Annotated in this window: 21 protein-coding genes; 7 read left to right on the top strand and 14 right to left on the bottom strand. The window is 32.9% G+C overall.

Going from position 1 to position 19,618, the window contains the following annotated elements; translation table 11 throughout:
* Positions 1-38: 38 nt before the first annotated feature.
* A complete protein-coding gene (locus RBH29_RS10445) occupies positions 39-164 on the bottom strand; it encodes a hypothetical protein (RefSeq protein ID WP_306696764.1) in 126 nt (41 codons plus the stop codon).
* Positions 165-377: 213 nt separating this feature from the next.
* On the opposite strand from RBH29_RS10445, the gene RBH29_RS10440 reads away from it, so the two are divergent.
* The 3 genes from RBH29_RS10440 to sigI all read left to right on the top strand — a co-directional run bounded on the left by RBH29_RS10440 (position 378) and on the right by sigI (position 4,475).
* Positions 378-2,138 (top strand): MXAN_6640 family putative metalloprotease, encoded by a 1,761-nt coding sequence (locus tag RBH29_RS10440; protein ID WP_306696763.1) that lies wholly within the window; start codon positions 378-380, stop codon positions 2,136-2,138.
* 190 nt (positions 2,139-2,328) lie between these two features.
* Positions 2,329-3,486 carry a D-alanyl-D-alanine carboxypeptidase family protein gene (locus tag RBH29_RS10435; RefSeq protein WP_306696762.1) on the top strand — a complete coding sequence of 386 codons (1,158 nt, stop codon included), beginning with the start codon at positions 2,329-2,331 and terminating at the stop codon, positions 3,484-3,486.
* A gap of 251 nt (positions 3,487-3,737) precedes the next feature.
* Entirely contained in the window at positions 3,738-4,475 is a 738-nt protein-coding gene (gene sigI / locus RBH29_RS10430; protein WP_306696761.1) for an RNA polymerase sigma-I factor, read from the top strand.
* 255 nt (positions 4,476-4,730) lie between these two features.
* Here sigI and RBH29_RS10425 read toward each other — a convergent pair whose 3' ends face one another.
* Positions 4,731-6,026 (bottom strand): glutamate-5-semialdehyde dehydrogenase, encoded by a 1,296-nt coding sequence (locus RBH29_RS10425; RefSeq protein WP_306696760.1) that lies wholly within the window; start codon positions 6,024-6,026, stop codon positions 4,731-4,733.
* A gap of 109 nt (positions 6,027-6,135) precedes the next feature.
* Positions 6,136-6,453: a hypothetical protein gene (locus RBH29_RS10420; RefSeq protein ID WP_306696759.1), complete on the bottom strand. Its 318-nt coding sequence runs from the start codon at positions 6,451-6,453 to the stop codon at positions 6,136-6,138.
* Between the two features lie 169 nt (positions 6,454-6,622).
* On the opposite strand from RBH29_RS10420, the gene RBH29_RS10415 reads away from it, so the two are divergent.
* Together RBH29_RS10415 and RBH29_RS10410 are read left to right on the top strand one after the other, a co-directional pair.
* Entirely contained in the window at positions 6,623-7,246 is a 624-nt protein-coding gene (locus RBH29_RS10415; RefSeq protein WP_306696758.1) for a YhcN/YlaJ family sporulation lipoprotein, read from the top strand.
* Between the two features lie 152 nt (positions 7,247-7,398).
* A complete protein-coding gene (locus tag RBH29_RS10410) occupies positions 7,399-7,602 on the top strand; it encodes a hypothetical protein (protein WP_306696757.1) in 204 nt (67 codons plus the stop codon).
* 168 nt (positions 7,603-7,770) lie between these two features.
* On the opposite strand, the gene RBH29_RS10405 is transcribed toward RBH29_RS10410, so the two are convergent.
* From RBH29_RS10405 to RBH29_RS10375, 7 genes are all read right to left on the bottom strand, one after another.
* Positions 7,771-7,977, bottom strand: a complete 207-nt coding sequence (locus RBH29_RS10405) for a DUF1657 domain-containing protein (RefSeq protein ID WP_306696756.1) — start codon at positions 7,975-7,977, stop codon at positions 7,771-7,773.
* Positions 7,978-7,998: 21 nt separating this feature from the next.
* Positions 7,999-8,352 carry a stage V sporulation protein AE gene (gene spoVAE / locus RBH29_RS10400; RefSeq protein WP_306696755.1) on the bottom strand — a complete coding sequence of 118 codons (354 nt, stop codon included), beginning with the start codon at positions 8,350-8,352 and terminating at the stop codon, positions 7,999-8,001.
* A gap of 16 nt (positions 8,353-8,368) precedes the next feature.
* Positions 8,369-9,370 carry a stage V sporulation protein AD gene (spoVAD, locus tag RBH29_RS10395; protein ID WP_306696754.1) on the bottom strand — a complete coding sequence of 334 codons (1,002 nt, stop codon included), beginning with the start codon at positions 9,368-9,370 and terminating at the stop codon, positions 8,369-8,371.
* Complete coding sequence (gene spoVAC / locus RBH29_RS10390; RefSeq protein ID WP_306696753.1) at positions 9,371-9,850, bottom strand: stage V sporulation protein AC; 480 nt, start codon at positions 9,848-9,850, stop codon at positions 9,371-9,373.
* 107 nt (positions 9,851-9,957) lie between these two features.
* The gene (locus RBH29_RS10385; RefSeq protein WP_306696752.1) at positions 9,958-10,818 is read right to left on the bottom strand and encodes a DUF421 domain-containing protein; all 861 of its coding nucleotides are present in this window, start codon (positions 10,816-10,818) and stop codon (positions 9,958-9,960) included.
* A gap of 12 nt (positions 10,819-10,830) precedes the next feature.
* Positions 10,831-11,037, bottom strand: a complete 207-nt coding sequence (locus RBH29_RS10380) for a DUF1657 domain-containing protein (protein ID WP_306696751.1) — start codon at positions 11,035-11,037, stop codon at positions 10,831-10,833.
* Between the two features lie 189 nt (positions 11,038-11,226).
* Positions 11,227-14,067, bottom strand: a complete 2,841-nt coding sequence (locus RBH29_RS10375) for a glycoside hydrolase family 9 protein (RefSeq protein WP_306696750.1) — start codon at positions 14,065-14,067, stop codon at positions 11,227-11,229.
* Between the two features lie 302 nt (positions 14,068-14,369).
* On the opposite strand from RBH29_RS10375, the gene RBH29_RS10370 reads away from it, so the two are divergent.
* Positions 14,370-14,537: a hypothetical protein gene (locus RBH29_RS10370; RefSeq protein ID WP_306696749.1), complete on the top strand. Its 168-nt coding sequence runs from the start codon at positions 14,370-14,372 to the stop codon at positions 14,535-14,537.
* Between the two features lie 126 nt (positions 14,538-14,663).
* Here RBH29_RS10370 and RBH29_RS10365 read toward each other — a convergent pair whose 3' ends face one another.
* Both RBH29_RS10365 and RBH29_RS10360 read right to left on the bottom strand, forming a co-directional pair.
* The gene (locus tag RBH29_RS10365) at positions 14,664-15,308 is read right to left on the bottom strand and encodes a dockerin type I domain-containing protein (protein ID WP_306696748.1); all 645 of its coding nucleotides are present in this window, start codon (positions 15,306-15,308) and stop codon (positions 14,664-14,666) included.
* Positions 15,309-16,112 carry a glycoside hydrolase family 16 protein gene (locus tag RBH29_RS10360; RefSeq protein WP_306696747.1) on the bottom strand — a complete coding sequence of 268 codons (804 nt, stop codon included), beginning with the start codon at positions 16,110-16,112 and terminating at the stop codon, positions 15,309-15,311.
* A gap of 178 nt (positions 16,113-16,290) precedes the next feature.
* Here RBH29_RS10360 and RBH29_RS10355 point away from each other — a divergent pair, with 178 nt between their 5' ends.
* On the top strand, positions 16,291-16,791 hold the full coding sequence (locus RBH29_RS10355; protein WP_306696746.1) for a 4Fe-4S binding protein: 501 nt from the start codon (positions 16,291-16,293) through the stop codon (positions 16,789-16,791).
* Positions 16,792-16,904: 113 nt separating this feature from the next.
* Here RBH29_RS10355 and RBH29_RS10350 read toward each other — a convergent pair whose 3' ends face one another.
* Together RBH29_RS10350 and RBH29_RS10345 are read right to left on the bottom strand one after the other, a co-directional pair.
* Positions 16,905-18,044, bottom strand: a complete 1,140-nt coding sequence (locus tag RBH29_RS10350; protein WP_306696745.1) for a pyridoxal-phosphate-dependent aminotransferase family protein — start codon at positions 18,042-18,044, stop codon at positions 16,905-16,907.
* Between the two features lie 100 nt (positions 18,045-18,144).
* Positions 18,145-19,482, bottom strand: a complete 1,338-nt coding sequence (locus RBH29_RS10345) for an anthranilate synthase component I family protein (RefSeq protein WP_306696744.1) — start codon at positions 19,480-19,482, stop codon at positions 18,145-18,147.
* Positions 19,483-19,618: the final 136 nt, after the last annotated feature.

Raw genomic sequence — 19,618 nt, 5'->3', positions numbered from 1 at the left:
TCTATCTCCTCCTTATCATGAGTTAAAACCAAAATAATTTACGATATAACTATTGGACCTGGATCTTCAACAGGATCTGCCGCAAGGCCTGAACCAAAATAAGTAAATATTAAGGTTGAAATAATTAATAGTACATAGCATCCTGATTTCTTGTCTAAAAACACTTAAATCACCTTTCATAAGCATACATTTACAATTTTCTATATTATTATATTAAATGAAATTAAGACTGTGCGAATTTTAAAATACCTTTATACTGTTTTTTAAAAATATATAATTCTTTTGTTTATCTCAAGAAAATTCTATAGTAACCACAATAATAGTCCATACATATGCTGTACTATCCATTTCCATTATATAAGGAGTGATTTTTTACAATGTTCTTTAACTACATAAATAAATACAAATTAATACAAGGTACAGTATTTTATGAAAAAGAAAACAATTCACCTTCTACTTTAAAAAATATTAAAATCAATCTATATCGTATTAAAAAACTAAAAAGCAGCAGTGAATTTAATCTGTATCAAAAAAAACTGATTTCTTCAACTAAAACCAATAGATATGGGAAATACCTTTTTGTTGTTAAAAATAATTTTCACATTGTTGAGATAGATATAAAAAATCTGCCTCGAGGAACTGGTGCTTTGGAAAAAGAATTACAATCAGGCAAAGGTTCGCATCAAAAATATAATTTTATTGTTAGAAAAATTCACAATATAGAATGTGACACTTCAAAAAACTTTTCTTTAAATTACAAAGCACCTGAAAACAGTTCTATTGACAAAATCAGGCTAAGCTATGAAAATAAATTAATAGATAAAAGAAACAAAATATCACAATACTTAAATGCATTATACGACAAAAATTCGCTTAGAAGCAGATTTACTTCACAGGTTCCAATAAAGAGCACTACAACTGTATTAAAGGAAATAAGAGATTACATAGACAATAAAAATTCTGACCCATCAGTTGTAAAAAGAGCAGAAAAATTAATTAGACACACTCTCCCAGACCTTGATAAAACATATTTAAGCTCTGATGGACATTTTAATATTCACTATACACTGTCAGGTGAAAATGCAATTAAAGGAAGTATAAGAAATCCAAAGCAAGTACCTGCGTATATAAAACATATAGCAGATGCTTTTGAAAATGTAAGAAATATTACCTGCATTAAAAGAGGATTTACACATCCAATACTTCACAAAGAGAAAGACTCAATGGATATATATGTGTACAATTTAAAAGGAGTATACGGCTACACTTCTTCGATTAACATATTCAAGTCTTCAAAAGGAACTCGAACTGCTTCTTGTTATATTGCTGTAGATAACAGTTATTCGCCCTTAAAAGGATTTAAAAAAAGTCGTGAGGACTGCTTAAATGTGACAGCAGCACACGAATATTTTCATGCAGTTCAATTTGCATGCAATATAGATGCAGATTTCTGGTGGATGGAAGCTTCTGCTACATGGAATGAAGATGAAATATATGACGATGTAAATGATTATGTTGACTATCTTAAAAAGTTTTTTTCATATCCAGATAGATCCCTTGATAAGACCAGCTATGATGGAGTGATTTTTGCCAAATATCTTTCTGAATATTTCGACGGATATAATACAATTAAAAAAATCTGGACTGTGCAGGCAGAAAGCCATAGAAATAGCATAGAAGCTATTGACAAAACATTAAGAGAAAACTACACTAATGAAAATATAAGTACAGCTTACAATAGATTTGCAGCATTTAACTATAGTCCTTCTCAGTTTTATAAAGAAGGATATTTATGGACCACACCTTTATCTTATCAAAATACTCATAAACTTTATCCTGTTAAGTCACAAAAATTAAAGCTCAATCATCTATCTTCAAATTATCTGCTTTTTAAAAATTTACCAAATTCATTTAATGTTTTTATAGAATATCCAATAAGTTATTTATTAGGCTTAAAGATAATAAAAAAGAAAAATAATTCTAATGAGTACGAAATAATTAAATTACCTTTTAATACACATGCAAATATGGCTGAAATTAAAATAGCAAATTTTGATAATCAATACCCTGAAATATGTTTTGTTCCCTCTAATCTTGAAAAAGAAAAGGATAAACTTCCCTACTCATACAAAAGCTAATGCAAAAAATATTTAATGCAAAATTTACATTTGTATAGTTGAATAACTTAATGTTAATATAAATTAGAACGTATCCATTATAATTTTAATGTTCGTTTAATTAATTTTAGATTATAAGTAATGGCCAAGAGATTGTTTACATAAAAATTAACATAAATTTTATTTCATGTGTACAGGGGTGTTATTATTTATGAAAAATCCAAAAATCTCCAGAAAGCTTTCTGGAATCATTATTTTGCTGGTAGTTGTTTTTACTTTTCAATCAACTACTTTTGGACAATTTGAAACAGTAGCAGGTTCTGCTATTTTAATGGAGGCATCTACAGGAGAAATTCTTTATGAAAAAAATGCTGATACTCCTCTCCCTCCGGCTAGCATTACAAAGGTAATGACTCTTTTAATAGGCTTTGAAGCTCTTGAACAGGAATTAGTCAGCTGGGACGATGACGTAACCATCTCTGAAAAGGCATGGAGAATGGAAGGTTCAAAAATGTTTTTAGACGTTGAAGATAAAGTAAAATTAGGTGATATCATGACAGGAATTTCAGTTGTCTCGGCTAACGATGGTTGTGTTGCATTAGCTGAACACATATATGGCAGTGAAAATGCCTTTGTACAAGTTATGAACAAAAAAGCTAAAGAAATTGGAATGACTAACACTACATTTAAGAATGCAAGTGGCATGCCAGTCCAAGGACATGTAATGAGTGCAAAGGATATAGCCATTTTATCCCGTTATATAATACAAAACCATCCTGATGTCTTAGAACTAGAATCAAAAACAGAATTCACATATAACGGTATACGGCAATTTAATCGCAATCCATTACTTGGTGCTTTCGAAGGTGCTGACGGTTTGAAAACAGGATGGACTACTGAAGCTGGTTACTGTCTTGTAGGAACTGCAAAACAGGACGACATTAGAATGATATCTGTTGTTCTCAACACAGAAAATGAGCAGGAAAGATTTGAAGCTTCTCAGGAGCTTTTAACTTACGGGTTTAGAAATTTCAAAATAGTAGATGTAATTAATTCTGGTGAATTTGTTGATAATATAAATGTAAAAAATGGAAATGAGCTAACTGTACCCGTAAGTGTTGACAACAATATTTCATTGATAGTACCTATTTCTCAGGAAAAGAATCTTGAAATTATAACATTAATTGATTCTGAAACTATCGATGCACCTGTTACAAAGGGGACAACTGTAGGACAAATAGAGGTAAAACTTGATGGTGAAATATTAGCCAGTTCTGATATATCAACATCTGAAGAGGTTTCTCGTTTAGGTTTTTTTAGAGTTTTTTTTCGTAGAATATCTAATTTCTTTAGATTCTTTTCTAATTAAGATCTAACAAAACATATCAACTCTAAAACATTCCCTTCTGGATATCAGGCGTAATTTCAAATTCGCCTGATATCTTAAAATTGTATTTACAAGCTCTCCAACTTGCTCCACAATGTTTCTTTCATATTTTAATTCACTTTAATCTCCAACTTCTTTGATTGCAGGTCTATATGCTGTATGCTATAATAAGTGTATAGATATATTCGATTAAAGTAGGCTATCTACAAATTGATAGTCAGGAGTTGGAAGTTATGATGGATGCTCTTTCTACAAGGAAAGCTAATAGCAATTTAAATAACATTATAATAGAAACTGTCAATAAAATAAAAAATGGCGATAATTCACTAAGAGAAGATTTTATAAATGACTTTAAGCCATATATAATTAAAACTGTGTCCTCTCTATCAGGAAAATACATAGATGTACAAAACAGCGATGAATTCAGTATAGGTCTTTCTGCCTTTAATGAAGCAATAGATTCTTTTGACCAAAATAAAAGCATTATGTTTTTTACCTTTTGTAAGTTAGTAATAAAAAGAAGATTAACTGACTATGTGAGAAAGAATAATAAACACAATCGAGTTTATCCTTTTACATATTTTGAAGACAGTGGAATTAGTTTTTTTGAACAGACTCGTTTTAAAAATATGTTTTCAATACATATTTCATACGAAATGTGCATTGATACTAAAAATTATATAAAAATGCTTTCTCGCTTTGGAATTAAATTTGAAGATTTAATTAGTTCAGCACCTAAACACAAAGACTCAAAATATCTATGCTTTAAGATCGCTAAAATAATTGCCGACGATAAAATACTCCTAAAAAAATTAGCTGTAACCAAAAAAATACCTAAATCTGAACTTCTTAAACTTATAAATATAAATAGGAAAACCCTTGAAAGAAATCGTGTATTTATTATAGCATCGGCTTTAATTTTAGGAAATGATTTTTATTCTCTAAAAGAATTTGTAGCACTTTCAGACTAAAATAATTTGCAGTAAATATATGGTAATTTTACACTAAAGTATACTCTAAATAATCTCGTCTGTATTTAGAAATTTCTTAGAAATAACTCTCTATTCTCAAGGAGAAACTCTCATGATTTAAAGAGTTTTAGACGATGAATTAGCCATTACCATCTAAACGTAAAGATTTCAATAAACCTTCAGGTAGAGTTGAGGCTCCACCTGAAGACTTGATGTTTAGCTTTAGCTAACCGAGTTCACTTGCTTTTAATACTTTTATAAAGGAAACTTAGTATCTTTTTTAATGTGCTTAAAACTTTTTACTCTTTTTGCATAGTCCTCTACAATATGACCTTTTCCAATAACTTTGTATTTGTAAATTAAAAGACCATCCAATCCTACAGGCCCTCTAGAATGTATTTTAGAGGTGCTTACACCTACTTCAGCACCAAATCCATATCTAAATCCATCACTAAACCTTGTTGAGCAATTCCAAAACACATTGCCTGAATCAACTAGATTCATAAACATATATGCTCTGTCTTTGTCATTTGTAATAATACTATCTGTATGTCCAGAACCAAAAATATTAATGTGGTCAATTGCTTCCTGAATATCATCTACTATTTTGATAGACAATTTATAGTCCAAATATTCAGTCTTCCAATCATCGTCTTTAGCTGGTAATACAGGTATAATTTCTTTAGTTTTTGAACAGCCAACTAAAGTCACATTCTTTTCATCTAAAGCTTTTTTCAGTTGAGGCAATACTTCAGGTGCTGCATCATTATGAACTAAAAGAGTCTCAGTTGCATTACAAACTGCAACGTACTGGGTCTTAGAATCTACCACAACTCCTACTGCCATGTCAGTCTCAGCATGTTTATCAACATAACAGTGACAAATACCATCTGCATGACCCATAACAGGTATTCTTGAATTGTCCATAATATACCTTACAAAGTCGTTTGATCCTCTTGGAATAATAAGATCAATATACATATCCATTTTTAGCATTTCATTAACATCTGATCTTGTTTCTAAAAGATTAATCCATCCGGAAGGAATACCTGCTTTTTCTGTAGCTTCAACTATAATATCTGCAAGTATACGGTTGGTTTTTTTCGCCTCCGAACCCCCTTTTAGCATTACACCATTACCACTTTTTAAACATAGAGTGGAAATTTGAACAAGTGCATCAGGTCTTGATTCAAAAATAACTCCTACAACTCCTATAGGAGATGTAACCTTATATAAATCTAACCCTTTATCAAGCTCGGTAGAAAACTCTGTACTTCCTACAGGATCTTCTAAATTTATAAGGCTGTTTATTCCATCAACAACATCCTTTATTTTTGCTTCATCAAATTTAAGTCTTTTTAAAAGGGGTGGAGCTAAGTTTTCCTCTTCACTTCTTTTTAAATCCTCAGTATTAGCTTTTATTATATCATCTTTCCTATCAATAAGTGCCTTTGCAATTTGAGCTAAAGCTTTGTTTTTTAATTCAGTCTCTGCTGCTGCCAACTTGATAGATGCTTTTTTCACATTAAACGCTAATTCATTTAACTCCATAAATATCTCCTCACCAGCTGTTTTATTTTACATGATTATAACATATAAAATCGGCAGCTTCAAGCAAGTGAGCAATTTGGAGTGTATATATTTAATGTGAAGAACAATATTAAGACGTACTTAATGCATCAATATCTCTCTCAGTTTTTTCATCAGCCTTATTTTTACAGCAATCTTTTCCTTCGGTGGTACGAGATTCAATTTTGGAAGCTTTCATTACTTTTTCCATAATTATATCCTTTATTTCATCTTGTTCATCTTCAAGTTCAAATGTATCTTTTATCTCTTTTAAAATTTTACTTTCTGAAATTTGAGATAAATCTATATCCATACATTTTTCTTCTGTGCACAATCGAAACAAAGCCTTATATTCATAATTGTCTTCAGTAATGTTCAAGTTTACAACCTTTAAATCCTTACATTTCATAATATAACCTCCTAAATAATTTTTTTATAATTATTATTGATAATATACCACTAAACTAATATATTAAAACAAATATCTATTAAATCACTGATTTTTTAAATTCAAATCCATATTTTCCTAATATAAAATAATATAAATTGAGAAGAATAATTTTGGAGGTGTTTATAATATGAAAAATAAATTTAAAGTAATTTTAGCAACTTTTCTAGGAATATGCACTCTATCCTTTGCATTTACGGGATGTGCTCAACCAGGCACTGAGCGACAGGAACAAGGACAAAATGAAATTTCACCAGAAAGAAATGTTCCTGGTGAAAACATTGGAACAAGACCTGACGCCCAAAGACCTGAAGGAGGAAATCTGTTAGATGACGATCGTCAAACCCCTGGAGTAGGCGTAACACCACAACCAGGAGAAAGAAATATGACTGGGTTGGATAATCAGGCTCCTGAACAGCAAACAGGCTTTGACAAGCAAAGGGCAGATAAAATAGTGCAGCAGCTAGATGATGTTGAAGGTGTTCGTGAAATTAATGCAGTTGTAAACGGCAATACAGCCATTGTTGTCTATAGTCCAAATGAAGCAGAAAAACCTTCTGATGAAACAGATAATATGATAGCAGAAAAGGTTAAGGATATAGACGATACAATAACAAAAGTTGAGGTAAGTCATTCACCTGATGCAATGACTCAAACCGAAGATTTAAGGAATAATATTGACAGAAGAAGACCTGCTGAAGAATTAGATGATATGTTTGAAAGATTAATGCGTACAATAAATCCTAGACGCTAATTATTCAAATTAGGACAGGTGAATTTGTCTCTTTAAATCATGTGTTAAATATTTAATTTAAAGAGACAACACTCCTGTCCTTATTTTAATAGAAAAGCTTTTTAAAATATCTTATTCAATATCTTGAATACGAAAGTGTTGTTGACGAAAAAGTGTTTAAAACAACTAACATAAGTAATCTAGCGTGTAGTTTAAGAAATACTGAAACTGATGAATTTATAACACTTGAAAATCCTACAGCAAATTTTAATTATTCATTTTTTGGACGTAGTGGCAAAAGTATATTTAAATTTAATATAGATGAAGCTGGAAAATATGAACTTAAAGCTTGGGATTATCAATTTCTATTTTTGTAGTAACTTTAATCAAGAAAACAAAAAGACGAAATGTCAGGACGTAAACCACCTCCTACATTAAGTCTTCTGCTTCATTCTAAGACTTTTAATAATACTGTGATGCAAAATGTACTTAATAGCTTTTTAACGCACACTTTGCATCACATTTTATTATATATTTTTTTCTTATTACTGCTGTTTATATTGAGGCTCCTGCTCCTCAATATACTGCTGTCTTCCTTTTAACTGTTCAAGTGCATCATCAAGATTTTGTGCTAACTGTTGGAATGTCTGTTTAGCCTGTTGGTCCTGTGTTTCAAGAGCAAAAGTTTTCATTGTAGCAGCCGCACTTTGAACACCTGCCACCGCCTGTTGCATTTGAGTTCCTACTGTCATATATCTCACCTCCTTTCAATACTATCCTTTTGGCTTAAATATTAATGAGCTTATAAATCCAAAAATTATTGCAGATGAAATACCTGCACTTGTAACCTCAAAAATACCTGTCAAAACCCCTACAACGCCTGTTTTTTCAGACTCTATAATAGCTCCTCTTACCAACGAATAACCAAAACTGCTTATTGGAACTGAAGCTCCCGCACCAGCAAATTTAATAAGAGGTTCGTAAAGTCCTAGTCCACCCAAAATTGCTCCTGAGACAACAAAGGTACACATAGTATGAGCAGGAGTAAGTTTGAAACCATCCATTAGAATCTGACCAATCACACAGATAAGTCCCCCAATTATAAACGCCCAGATAAATTTCTCCATTTCTCACACCTCCTTCTTACATCTCTATAGATACTGCATGAGCAATACATGGAATTGATTCTTTTTGCTGGTATGACATAGGTGACAGCAATGCACCTGTTGCAACCACCAGTATTTTTTTAATCTCACCTTTTTTCATTCTATTTATAAAATGTCCATAAGTAGCTACTGCAGCACACCCACAACCACTTCCTCCTGAAAAAACAGGTTGCTCATCCTTATAAATAAGCATGCCACAGTCAGTAAATCTTTCTTCTGGAAAACTGATACCATGTTTTTTCAGTAACTCTACAGCTATTCCATGTCCAACTCTTCCTAAATCTCCTGTAGCAATAATATCGTAATGGGATAAATCAATTCTCAAATCTCTTATGTGAGCTGTAATTGTTTCTACTGCAGCTGGTGCCATAGCTCCACCCATATTAAAGGGATCTGAAAGTCCCATATCTACAACACGTCCAATAGTAGCTGCTACAACCTTTGGTCCGTCACCTTTTTGAGCCACTAAAGCTGCTCCTGCACCTGTTACTGTCCATTGTGCCGTAGGAGGCTTCTGTGCTCCGTACTCTGTAGGATATCTATATTGTTTTTCACATGCTGCATTATGACTAGAAGTAGCCGCTAAAGCATTTTTAGCAAATTTGCTATCAACCAAAAGAGATGCTAGTGCCAATCCTTCCATGGAACTTGAGCAAGCTCCATAGATTCCTAAGTATGGAACTCCTAAGGTACGTGCTGTAAAACTACTTGATATTATCTGGTTTATTAAATCTCCACTTAAAAAAAACTGAACATCTTCCTTTTTGGTTCCACCCTTTTTTATGGCTAGCTCACAAGCTTGCTCCATCAACTTTTTTTCTGCCTTTTCATAGCTATCCTGACCAAGCCATAAGTCTTCATTAAATATATCAAAATCATCAGCTAGAGCACACTTTGATTCAAAAGGTCCTCCAACTGCGGAACTTCCTGCAATAACGGGCTTAGAGTCAAAAATCCATGTTTGATGGCCCTGTAACAATTACATCCCTCCTAACGCCTCAATTGCTATTTTAATAATTGCTACAACAAAAGCTGAAAAAACTCCAAATACAATAACTGGCCCTGCAATTTTGAACATATTTCCTCCTACTCCCAAAACATATCCTTCAGTTCTGTGCTCTAAAGCAGCTGAAGTAACTGTATTTGCAAATCCAGTAACAGGCACTGCAGTTCCTGCCCCTGCCCATTGGGCAATATAATCATAAAATCCCAAAGATGTCATAAGGGCAGAAATAAAAATCAATACCGCTACAGTAGGATTAGATGCACTTTCTTCAGTAAATTCAAAAAAATGTATAAACATCATCTTAATTGCCTGACCAATTGTACATATTAATCCTCCCACAAAAAATGCTTTTATTGAATTTTTTAATATGGGGCGTTTTGGTTCTTTTGACTTAGCCAGTTGCTGATACTGCTGCTGAGTTGGAGTCAGTTTTTTTTTCTTTTTACTTGACATTTTACTCACCTTCCAAGCACATAAAATCTTTCCTGGACAATTACATTAGAAATAACACGCTATTCTCAAGAACAAAATCCCGATGATGTATATTCCTTAGCCATTGCTTATCGTAGCAGATAAGGTTCTAATTTTTCCTTTAAATCTTTTAGTTTTTGTTCGTTTTTTTGATACATTTTCTTTGCACTTTCATCCTTTGTTTCAAGTGCATATTTCATAAAATCAGCATGACATTTTTCTATATTTGCATACACCATTTCTTTAACTCTTGGCTGGGGTACCTGTGTTGAGTCATCAAAAAGGTCAATATATAAATCTCCTGAAGAATCTACCTGACCTACAAAAACATTATCAATAGATACACCCATATTTTCAAGCTGAGTTTTAAGCCAACTCTGATTAAGTCCTAAAGATTTAAGAGGACCATTTAAAGCAGTTCCATCTAATATTACTGTTTGCGATTCTGATTTTGGTGCAACCTTTTTACCTAAGTCATAAGCGGTTACAGGCTTTTTGTCAGCCTTCATCAATACATTTATTTCACCATTTGGCTCCATAAGTGCAAATTCAACATCCGCTAAGTTAAAAGCATTTTTTGACCTGAGTTCTCGCAAAAGCTCTTCTCCTGTAAATCTTGCCTTAATTAAATTTTCTTCCATAATTTTACCTTGCTTAATAAGTATTGTCCCTTTTCCATTTACAATATCATGAACAATCTTACTCTTTATGGAAAGATATTCTATTGCAATAGGTAGCATCACCCATATTCCTAAAGCTATAAATCCAAAAACAAGACTTTCAATAACTTTTGTTGATATTAAAGCAGATATAACTGCAATAACTATATAGCTTATAAAAGTAAAGGGAGTTACCTTTGCCATATTTTTTTTGCCCATAATTCTAGCTGAAAGTAAAACTAGAATAAGCAGCGACGAAGCTCTTAATAGTATTTCAATCCATTCCTGCATAATCTCCACCTATCAATTTCCTTTGTACTGAGGTTCTTCAAATTCTAAAGTTTGAAGCCTTTTTTCAACATCTTTTACAACATCATCTGTAACACTTAGTGCTTCATTAAAAACACCCTTTGTCTCTTCATCCTGTAATTGATTTGAGTATATTCCCAAAGTTCCTTGAATTCCTTTTAAGTTTGCTAAAGTTTGCTTAACCTGTGAAGCAACAGTCAATTTAATCACCCTCCAATTTCAAATTTATTATTACACTAATTATTGCTTTTAATCCGTTAAAGTAATATGTAATATGTTCCTTTTTAAAAAACAAAGACTCCACCTTCTATAAAGTGGAGTCTTTTAATACCATTTAAAAAAAGTTCTTCTGTTTTTAAAAACAGAAGAACTTTTTTACTTTTAATACAACTACTCTACAGGAAATGAGGATATCATCTCTAGTACGTATCTACTCATCAATACTGCATCAGTAGAATCTATTACACCATCTCCATTTAAATCAGCACTTTCTAAAGGTGCTGGGAAAGAATCTGTAATTTCCAGTATATATCTACTAAGTAGTACCGCATCAGTTGAATCTACAACACCATCTCCATTTAAATCGCCATAAACTATATCCCCATCTGAAATTTCAACTGGTTCATCACCATATGCCAATGAAGAGTTTACATATGCAGTGATATTTGGATTTGGTAAAAACTCGTCTGTATCTAAAAATGAATAGTCATTTGTCTGATCATATGCTTCGAAAGTTACCTTTTCTATTTTAAATTGTATTTCACCTGTTTGAGATCCAGCACCTAAGGTACCTGCATCACTTGTAAACCCAATTTCTAGATAACTGTCTGCTAACTCTACAGGATCTTCAATCTCTCTTATAACCCCTGTAATATTTTCACTTCCAATATGTGCGTAGGAGGATGAAAATTCCTGTGCATCATCTCCATCCCTTGTGTACCAATAACGAACTGTAACATCTGAAAGATCTACAGGTGCTGTTCCTGTATTTTTTACATTTACTGCTGCTCTAATATCATTAGTATCAGTTACAGACAAGCCACTCTTATATTCAACTTCTAAAGAATATACTTCCGGCTCGGGTGTTGCGTCAGGGTCAGGCTCTGGAGTAGGTTCAGGTATAACCGGCTCTGGTTCTTCACCATATACCAATTCATCACCTATATAAACAGGAATATTCTCTGTAATAACAAAGTCGTCATCATTTAATCCCTGTCTACTAAAGTCATTTGTTGGATCCCAGTTACTGTTGAAATTTGAATCCTGATCTGCCATTATTGCAAATTGTACATCACGCTTACCATATACAATACGATCAGTCCAATCAATTTCTACATAGTATGTACCTGCATCATCATGTTTAAATGGTCCATTATACTCAGCAGGTCCATCATAACCAGCTTCATTTTCATCATAATACACTTCCATAACAACATCATCTATAGTCTGACCTGCTGCTATTAATTCAGAAATATTAAAATAATACCTCATTTTAAGTTCTGTTTCAAATCTAGGAGGATAAGCAGAATAATTGTTTAATCTTAATGTCACCTGTGTTCTCTCATCATTTTCCTGCTCCACCTTTGCCTCTGAATAAAACTCTAAAACTGGATCAGGCTCTGGTGGGAAATCTTCTAATGGATAATGTCCTTCTCCAAAAAATTCATATAATCCTGCAAGAGCTCCTACAAATCCAGCATTATAGTCTACAGCAACCTCATTATATATATAGTCAGTAGTACAATCCACATGATAATCGTCTAAGTCAGGTCCTCCAACTAAAGCTCCCCAAAGAGTAAAGCGATGTTCTTCTGGATCTAACATACTAAAGGTTCTAGAACCATGTGCAGCACGGTGATGAGGGTGTTCTGCATGATTTTCACCATATCCTACAATATAGCTTCTCTCCATGGGGTTATCACCCATAATGTATTCCATCTGATCTTTTGCCCACTCTGCAAATCTCATATCACCAGTCTCTTTTGAGTAAGTAACTGCACAGAGCTGTGCTGCTGTGTTATATCTTGCAGAACCATAAGGATTAACCACACTAAATCCTGCTGGACTCTGAGCCAAAAAAGTAGTGTCTGTTGGGTCTTCATGAGGTATTCCTGACCAATACTCTAGATTCCATCTGAAAACATACCAATCTCTCTCAGTATCAGTTATAGGAGCCAGTTTTGCAAAAACTCCTCCCCAAACTGTGTCCCAACAATGTACCCATATGTTTTGCCAGCTATCACCTGGATCTGCGAAAATTCTTTGAAAATATCCAGTATAATAACCGTCTTCGTCTGTCCTATTTATATCTTCAATATAGTCCCAATCACCTGTTGCAATATGTAGCCATACAGCAGCCCATGCCATTTCATCATAATCATATGATGAAGTGTAAAAACCACCATCAAATCCTAATCCTCTGTTTTCTACTGCAAAATCATAAAGTGCTATTGCAGTATCTAAGCACTCTTCTGCATACTCTGGGTCTTCATCTTTAAAATTAAGGTAGTTTATTGCAAGAGATGCTGCTGCTCCTGCACACTGGTCGCTTGCTGGTGTCTCAACTGTAGCAAAATGTGCAGGTCTTGAAAAGTCAAGTAAAATCTCCGAGTGTTGAAGTTCTGGAGGATTCCAGAAGTTATGGTCTATATCACCTTCTGCGACTTGATAAGCATAAGCTACTATGTCACCATCATCATCTCTAAATGTAGCTTTAAGATAAAAATCGTTATACCATCTTAATATGTCTTTTACATGATCGTCTACTCCTATCTCTTCATATGCATCTCTAAATTCATAAAAGCCCCATCCAACTGTAGAAGCAGCATATGAACCAGGTAACCCAAACTTGATGTGGTCACCAGCATCATGAAATCCACCACTTAAATCAACGGTACCTTTTCCTTCAGGGTCTAAAATATCTCTGTGTTCATCAATAAATTCCTGAGACATATTTGTACCAAAAGAATCTTCTGTCATAGGAATTAAAGGTACTTCTGCATCTTCCATATGACATGGCCCTCTCCATGGCAACCTTTCTCCAGTTACCGGTCCACACATGTTTGAGTCATAAAAATGCAGACCCATTTGCAATCCTACTGCAAAATTATATTCTGGTTCAATAGGCCCAATAGAATGCACAGCAGATGGTGAAACCATTACAAAACCTAACAAACAAAAAATCAAAAGAAAAACTGTGAGTTTTGTTTGTTTACTAAACTTTTTTACCATTTAAAATTCACTCTCCCCATTTAAATATTTTTTACTGTTTCACATAAGCAAAACAGTTTTAAAGGCATAATTGCTTTTTTAATAATTTATTATTGATTTTCAAACTTCAACAACTCACCCCCCTACAATGCTACATGAAAACCAACAATTTTTAAATTAACCGTTTATATAAAATTCGCATTAATCTGTTATTTTAAGGTCGCTCTTTTAACAATATAGCTTAATAATTGTAACACTTTAAAACACTCTTTAATAGTATATACTGTTAATAATTATAAGTTGATTGAAAGGAGTTGTCGTTAATGTCATACGATGAAAGACAAGGAGCATTTGCTGCAGCAGGCCCAGGTGCACTTTTTGCAGGACCATTTGGAATATTTTTTATAATTATTCTTATCATCCTATTCCTGCCAATGCTTGGCCTTGGTGGCTTTGGTGGTTTTGGTGCAGGCGGTTTTGCTAACGAGTAAAACTAAAACAATTATCAATTCAATTAAGCTACATAATTTGTAGTTTTTGTGGGGAGGAAAAAAAAGTTTCTTTCCCACAAGAGTATCTTTCAATCACGTTTAATTTTCTATAATTTAATTGTATTATTAAAATACAGGAATTTCATCAACAAGTTCCAGTAGATACCTCCCCAATAAAACGTAATCTGCTGAATCTATCACTCCATCTCCATTTATATCAGCAGCTTCAATGTTTCCAACAGGAAATTCATCAATTATTTCTAACAAATATCTGCTTAGCAAAACATAGTCAGATGAATCTATAATTCCATCTCCATTTAAATCCCCAATCATAATATCAGGTTCTGGCTCTGTGTGAGCAGATTTAACCCTAAGACTGAAATCGTCACCATAAGCATACCCTGTTCCGCCGTCCCTGTAAAAAAACACAGTTGCAGAAGTATTGTCTTCCCCTGTTGTAAAAGTAACACTGCCTTCTGTATAATCAGTACCTCTAATTGGATGTACTATCTGGGAACCTCCATAATCTTTAACACCAATTAAAACTTCCTGACCTTCTGGAACTTTTCCGTATCCTGAAAATTCATATGTAGTATTAGGTTCTACCACTACTACCTGTTCAGCAGAAGAAGGTGCATCTCCAATTCTAAGTGCATAATTCCCTGATCTCTGGTTATTATTAACAACCTCAGCATCATTCCATGAATACCAAGGATGAAGGGAACCTGTTTCAAATCCTGCGTTAGCAATTGTCCTCTGCCAGACTCTCACTCAATCACACTCAAAATATGAAGGCCACTGAGTAGAGTCATCAGGTAGGTATTCCCAGCCCCCTATCGCCATATTTATTAAAAGATACATCTCCTGTGCTTGGTCAATCCATTCTCTATCACGAAAAGCAGTTCCTACTTGTTCACCATTTAAATACCACATCATGTAATTTGGTGCCCATTCTACTGCAAAAGTGTTGAAATCTCTTGATAAATCATTTGTTGTAAAATGACCATAATGAGACCACTTATTATCCCACGAAGGTCCATAGTGATAATTTGTGTGAAGTTCATTTGGGGCATGACACAATACTTCAAGAATATCTATCTCAGGAGGCCATCCTGTGTGAGCATTAAGAGTCCAAAAAGCTGGCCAAAACCCCCTTGTGCTTGGAACTTTAAACCTTCCTTCAATATATCCTGTTGTAAAATTAAATTTATTCATTGTGTTAATTGCACCTGATGTGTAATCCAAATAATGCCACCCATCATGGTCAACTCCTTCTGGTGCATCAGGATGTCTCTTGTTTTCTGCTCTAATTCTAAGCAACCCATCAGAAACTGATACATTTTCAGGTACACAGTACGCACTGTGATTATGGGTGTTTCCCCATGGATAATTGTAACTCCACTTATTTGTATCAAGACTTGTCCCTTCAAATTCATCACTAAAAACAAGTTCCCAACTAGAATCTCCATGAGGAGGCGTAGGATTTTGATTTGCAGAAACATGCACACCAACAAAGGGCACAACCAAAGAAATGCTCGTTATAAACACCAACATTAAAGAAACTATTTTTTTCATTGTATTTCCTCCCCATAAAAAAAACATTGTAAACATTAACTATACTACCATATTATCATTTTTTTCATATTTTTTAAAGATTATTTATTTAATAACCTAAAAAAATAAACCATTGACACCAAAAAGACTATATGCTAATATTATAATATATAGATTTTATAATATTAGGAGGTACACTATGAATACAATAAGTGCAAAAATTACTACAAAAAATAAAAAACCTGTATCAATAATGAAATGGAGCTGGATATTTCTTGTTTTATTTTTTCTATTATCTTTTATAGATGTGCGTTTTGCTTTGGCAGGATTTTTATGTATGACTTCTCCTATTGCATTTGCAGTTATCGGAAAAGGCAAAAGGCACTGTTCCCACTATTGTCCAAGAGGGTCTTTCTTTGGTAAATTCTTGCCTCTTGTATCAGTAAAAAAGTCTCTTCCTAAATTTATGAACACTAAATGGTTTAAAACTTTTTTACTTATATTGATGTTTACCAACTTTGGCGTTCTGCTCTATCAAATGGGATGGGGATATGAAAACATAGGAAGAGCAGTTTTTAACATGATGCTACGCTCTTTTCTTGTAGGACTTGTGTTTGGAGTAATTTTCCTACCTAGAAGCTGGTGCAAAGTATGTCCTATGGGCTACGCAGCAGGAATGATAAGAGACGTCAAAAAATAATGCTTTTATTGTAAAAAGTAAAGTCGTTTACCTTCGGGTAAGCAACTTTACTTTTAAGTTTTTCGCCTTGTACTATTGAATTTCCTAACTTTAAAATAGTCTTACTACTAAGCTTATGGTTTGTATTTTTTAAATTCACTTTCCAATTCTTCAAGATATTTCGAAAGCATTTCAGGAGTTATATCCCCCATATGACCTACTCTAATATTTAAATTCTCTCCGTTTTCTTCCAAGCTTTTATTCAACTTGCCATATCCTGGGTCAAATAAGTAACCTTTTTCTCTTAAGCTCTCCTTAATTGCCATTCTGTCAACATATTTAGGAATTTCTATAGCTGAAACTACTGGTGAACGATAACCTTCCTGTGAAAAGAATTTAAAGTCATCGCTTAATGAGTTCTCTACCCAATCTGCTACCATCTTCTGCATGTCCTCATGACGCTTAAATCTATTGTCAATTCCCTCTTCTTCTACTATATACTCAAGTTGCTCCATCATCTGGTTAATTAGAGTACAGTTTGGAGTAGTTACAGTTTGTGACTTTTGACCACTTGCCACTATAGAAACAAGATCTGTTACATATCCTCTGCTTTCAACACTCTTAGCCTTTTCCAAAGCATCTTTATGCACGAACATAATTCCAAAACCAGCTGGCAATCCAAGACATTTCTGTGTACTGGTTATATAAACTGAAGGCTTTGCTTCATCAAAAGGAATCTTCACTCCTCCAAAAATACTAACACCATCTACAAGCGGCATTGCACCATACTTTTGTATAAGCTTACATACTTTAACCATATCATTTGTTACACCAGTTGAAGTTTCATTATGAGTAAATGTAACAACATCATACTTTTTAGATTTAAGTTGTTCTTCTAATTTGTTTAAATCAATTGCCTTTCCTGGTTTAAATTTTAACAAATCAACATTCTTTTTATTAGAAGCAGTCATTTTGTGATAAAGGTCACCAAATGCACCTACAGATACATTAAGAATATTTTCGTTATCCTTTACTAATGAACGAATGGATGCTTCCATGGCAAACGAACCACTGCCACAAACTAAACAAACCTCATAATCTTCATTAACTCCAGCTAATTTTCTTAAATTCTTTAAAATTGATTCAACTTTAACTTTTGCAACTTTATCACGATGTCCAAATTCACAGTAAGTACCTGCTTGACGTATCTCAGGTCTTATATACGTTGGACCTGTGATAAATAAAACTAAATCTTTAAATTCAGTATTTTTCATATATCTTCTCCTTTCAAATCTTTTGTTTGCTTTAGGTATGCTCAATACTATTCTACTATTTTATCATTAATTATAAAAGACATATTTAAAATTTTTTTAGTCAAATAAATTTTTTTAAGGCATAATTAATTGAATTAAGCTTTAACAATAACTCCTGATACTCACTCTCCTCTTTAGAATCTGCCACAATTCCCCCTCCTCCATGAAAGTAAAATTTATTTTTGTCAAAATAGATGGTTCTTATTGCAATGGATGTATCAACCCACCCTCTGCTTCCAAAAAAGCCTGTAATTCCACAATAACAACCTCGCTTTTTTAGCTCAAGCTCTTCAATTATATTCATTGCACGTATCTTAGGTGCTCCTGTAATAGATCCTCCTGGAAATGTTGCCTTTAAAATATCTGAAAACTTTATATTTTCTCTTATCTTACCATAAATAATTGACTCTAAATGATATATAGAATTAAACTTTTTTACTCCACATAAAACAGGCACTTCTACAGTTCCAAATTCACATATCCTTCCTATATCATTTCTCATTAAATCTACTATCATGGTATTTTCAGCCCTGTCTTTTTCACTGTTTTTTAAAATACTACTTGCATCTTTACCTCCTATTTGCCTCTTAATTGTCCCTTTTATTGGATTGGTGAAAATTTCTCTCCCATTTAGTAAAATAAACCTTTCAGGAGAAGTAGATATTAGAGGATATTCAAAATCAAAAAAGGCAAAAAATGGATTGGGGGTTATTTTTCTTAAATGCCTGTACAATTCAAATGTTTCTCCACTATAATTACCATTAAAACGCATAGTCATATTTGCCTGAAAAATATCTCCATCGGCAATATATTTTTTAGTTTTTGTGATTATATCAAGATACTGTGATTTTGTAAAATCTTCATTTATTTCTTTTTCAACTCTAAAACTATCTTTCTCATCTTTTTTAATCTCCATATTTTCTATATCTTGACATACGTTTTCATCAACTCCATCTAAAACCCAGTACTTTTCATTTGTTACACGATCAAATACCATAATCAGTGCATATTTAACTAGGTATACATCTGGCACATTATGATCTTTTTTTATTGTACAGTCAAGTTTTTCGAATAAAAATTTATTTTCATAGCCTATATAACCTATTACCCCTGATTGAATAGGAGAAGAAATACAGTTTTCTTCATTACATAAAGTCCATTCATCCATTACTTTAAGCCAATTTGCCTTTAATTCATTTCCACTTTTTACATCTATTAAATACGTAGAATTGTAGTTGCCTTTTAATATTTTATCAGGAATAACTCCCATTATTGAGTATCTAGATGTTTTCACATCGCTACATCCAAGGCTTTCTAAAATAGATGTGTGTTTATATATTTTTTTTACCTTTTTGTATAGTTTATACATATCAATACAATTAGACTTAATTATCTTCATTTTATTTGCACCCTTATCTATTTTTGCAATATAATTACCTTTCCTTATATGCTTTGCTATAGTAGATTCATAATACAATGTACAATAAAATTGTGTCAAGTGATTATACAGTCAATACAACTATTTATTAAATTTA

Origin of the sequence: Herbivorax alkaliphila (assembly GCF_030848475.1) — a bacterium.
Classification (GTDB): Bacteria; Bacillota; Clostridia; order Acetivibrionales; family Acetivibrionaceae; genus Herbivorax.
Note: the sequence above shows the minus strand (reverse complement) of the source record. Positions and strands in the feature narration are given on the sequence as shown.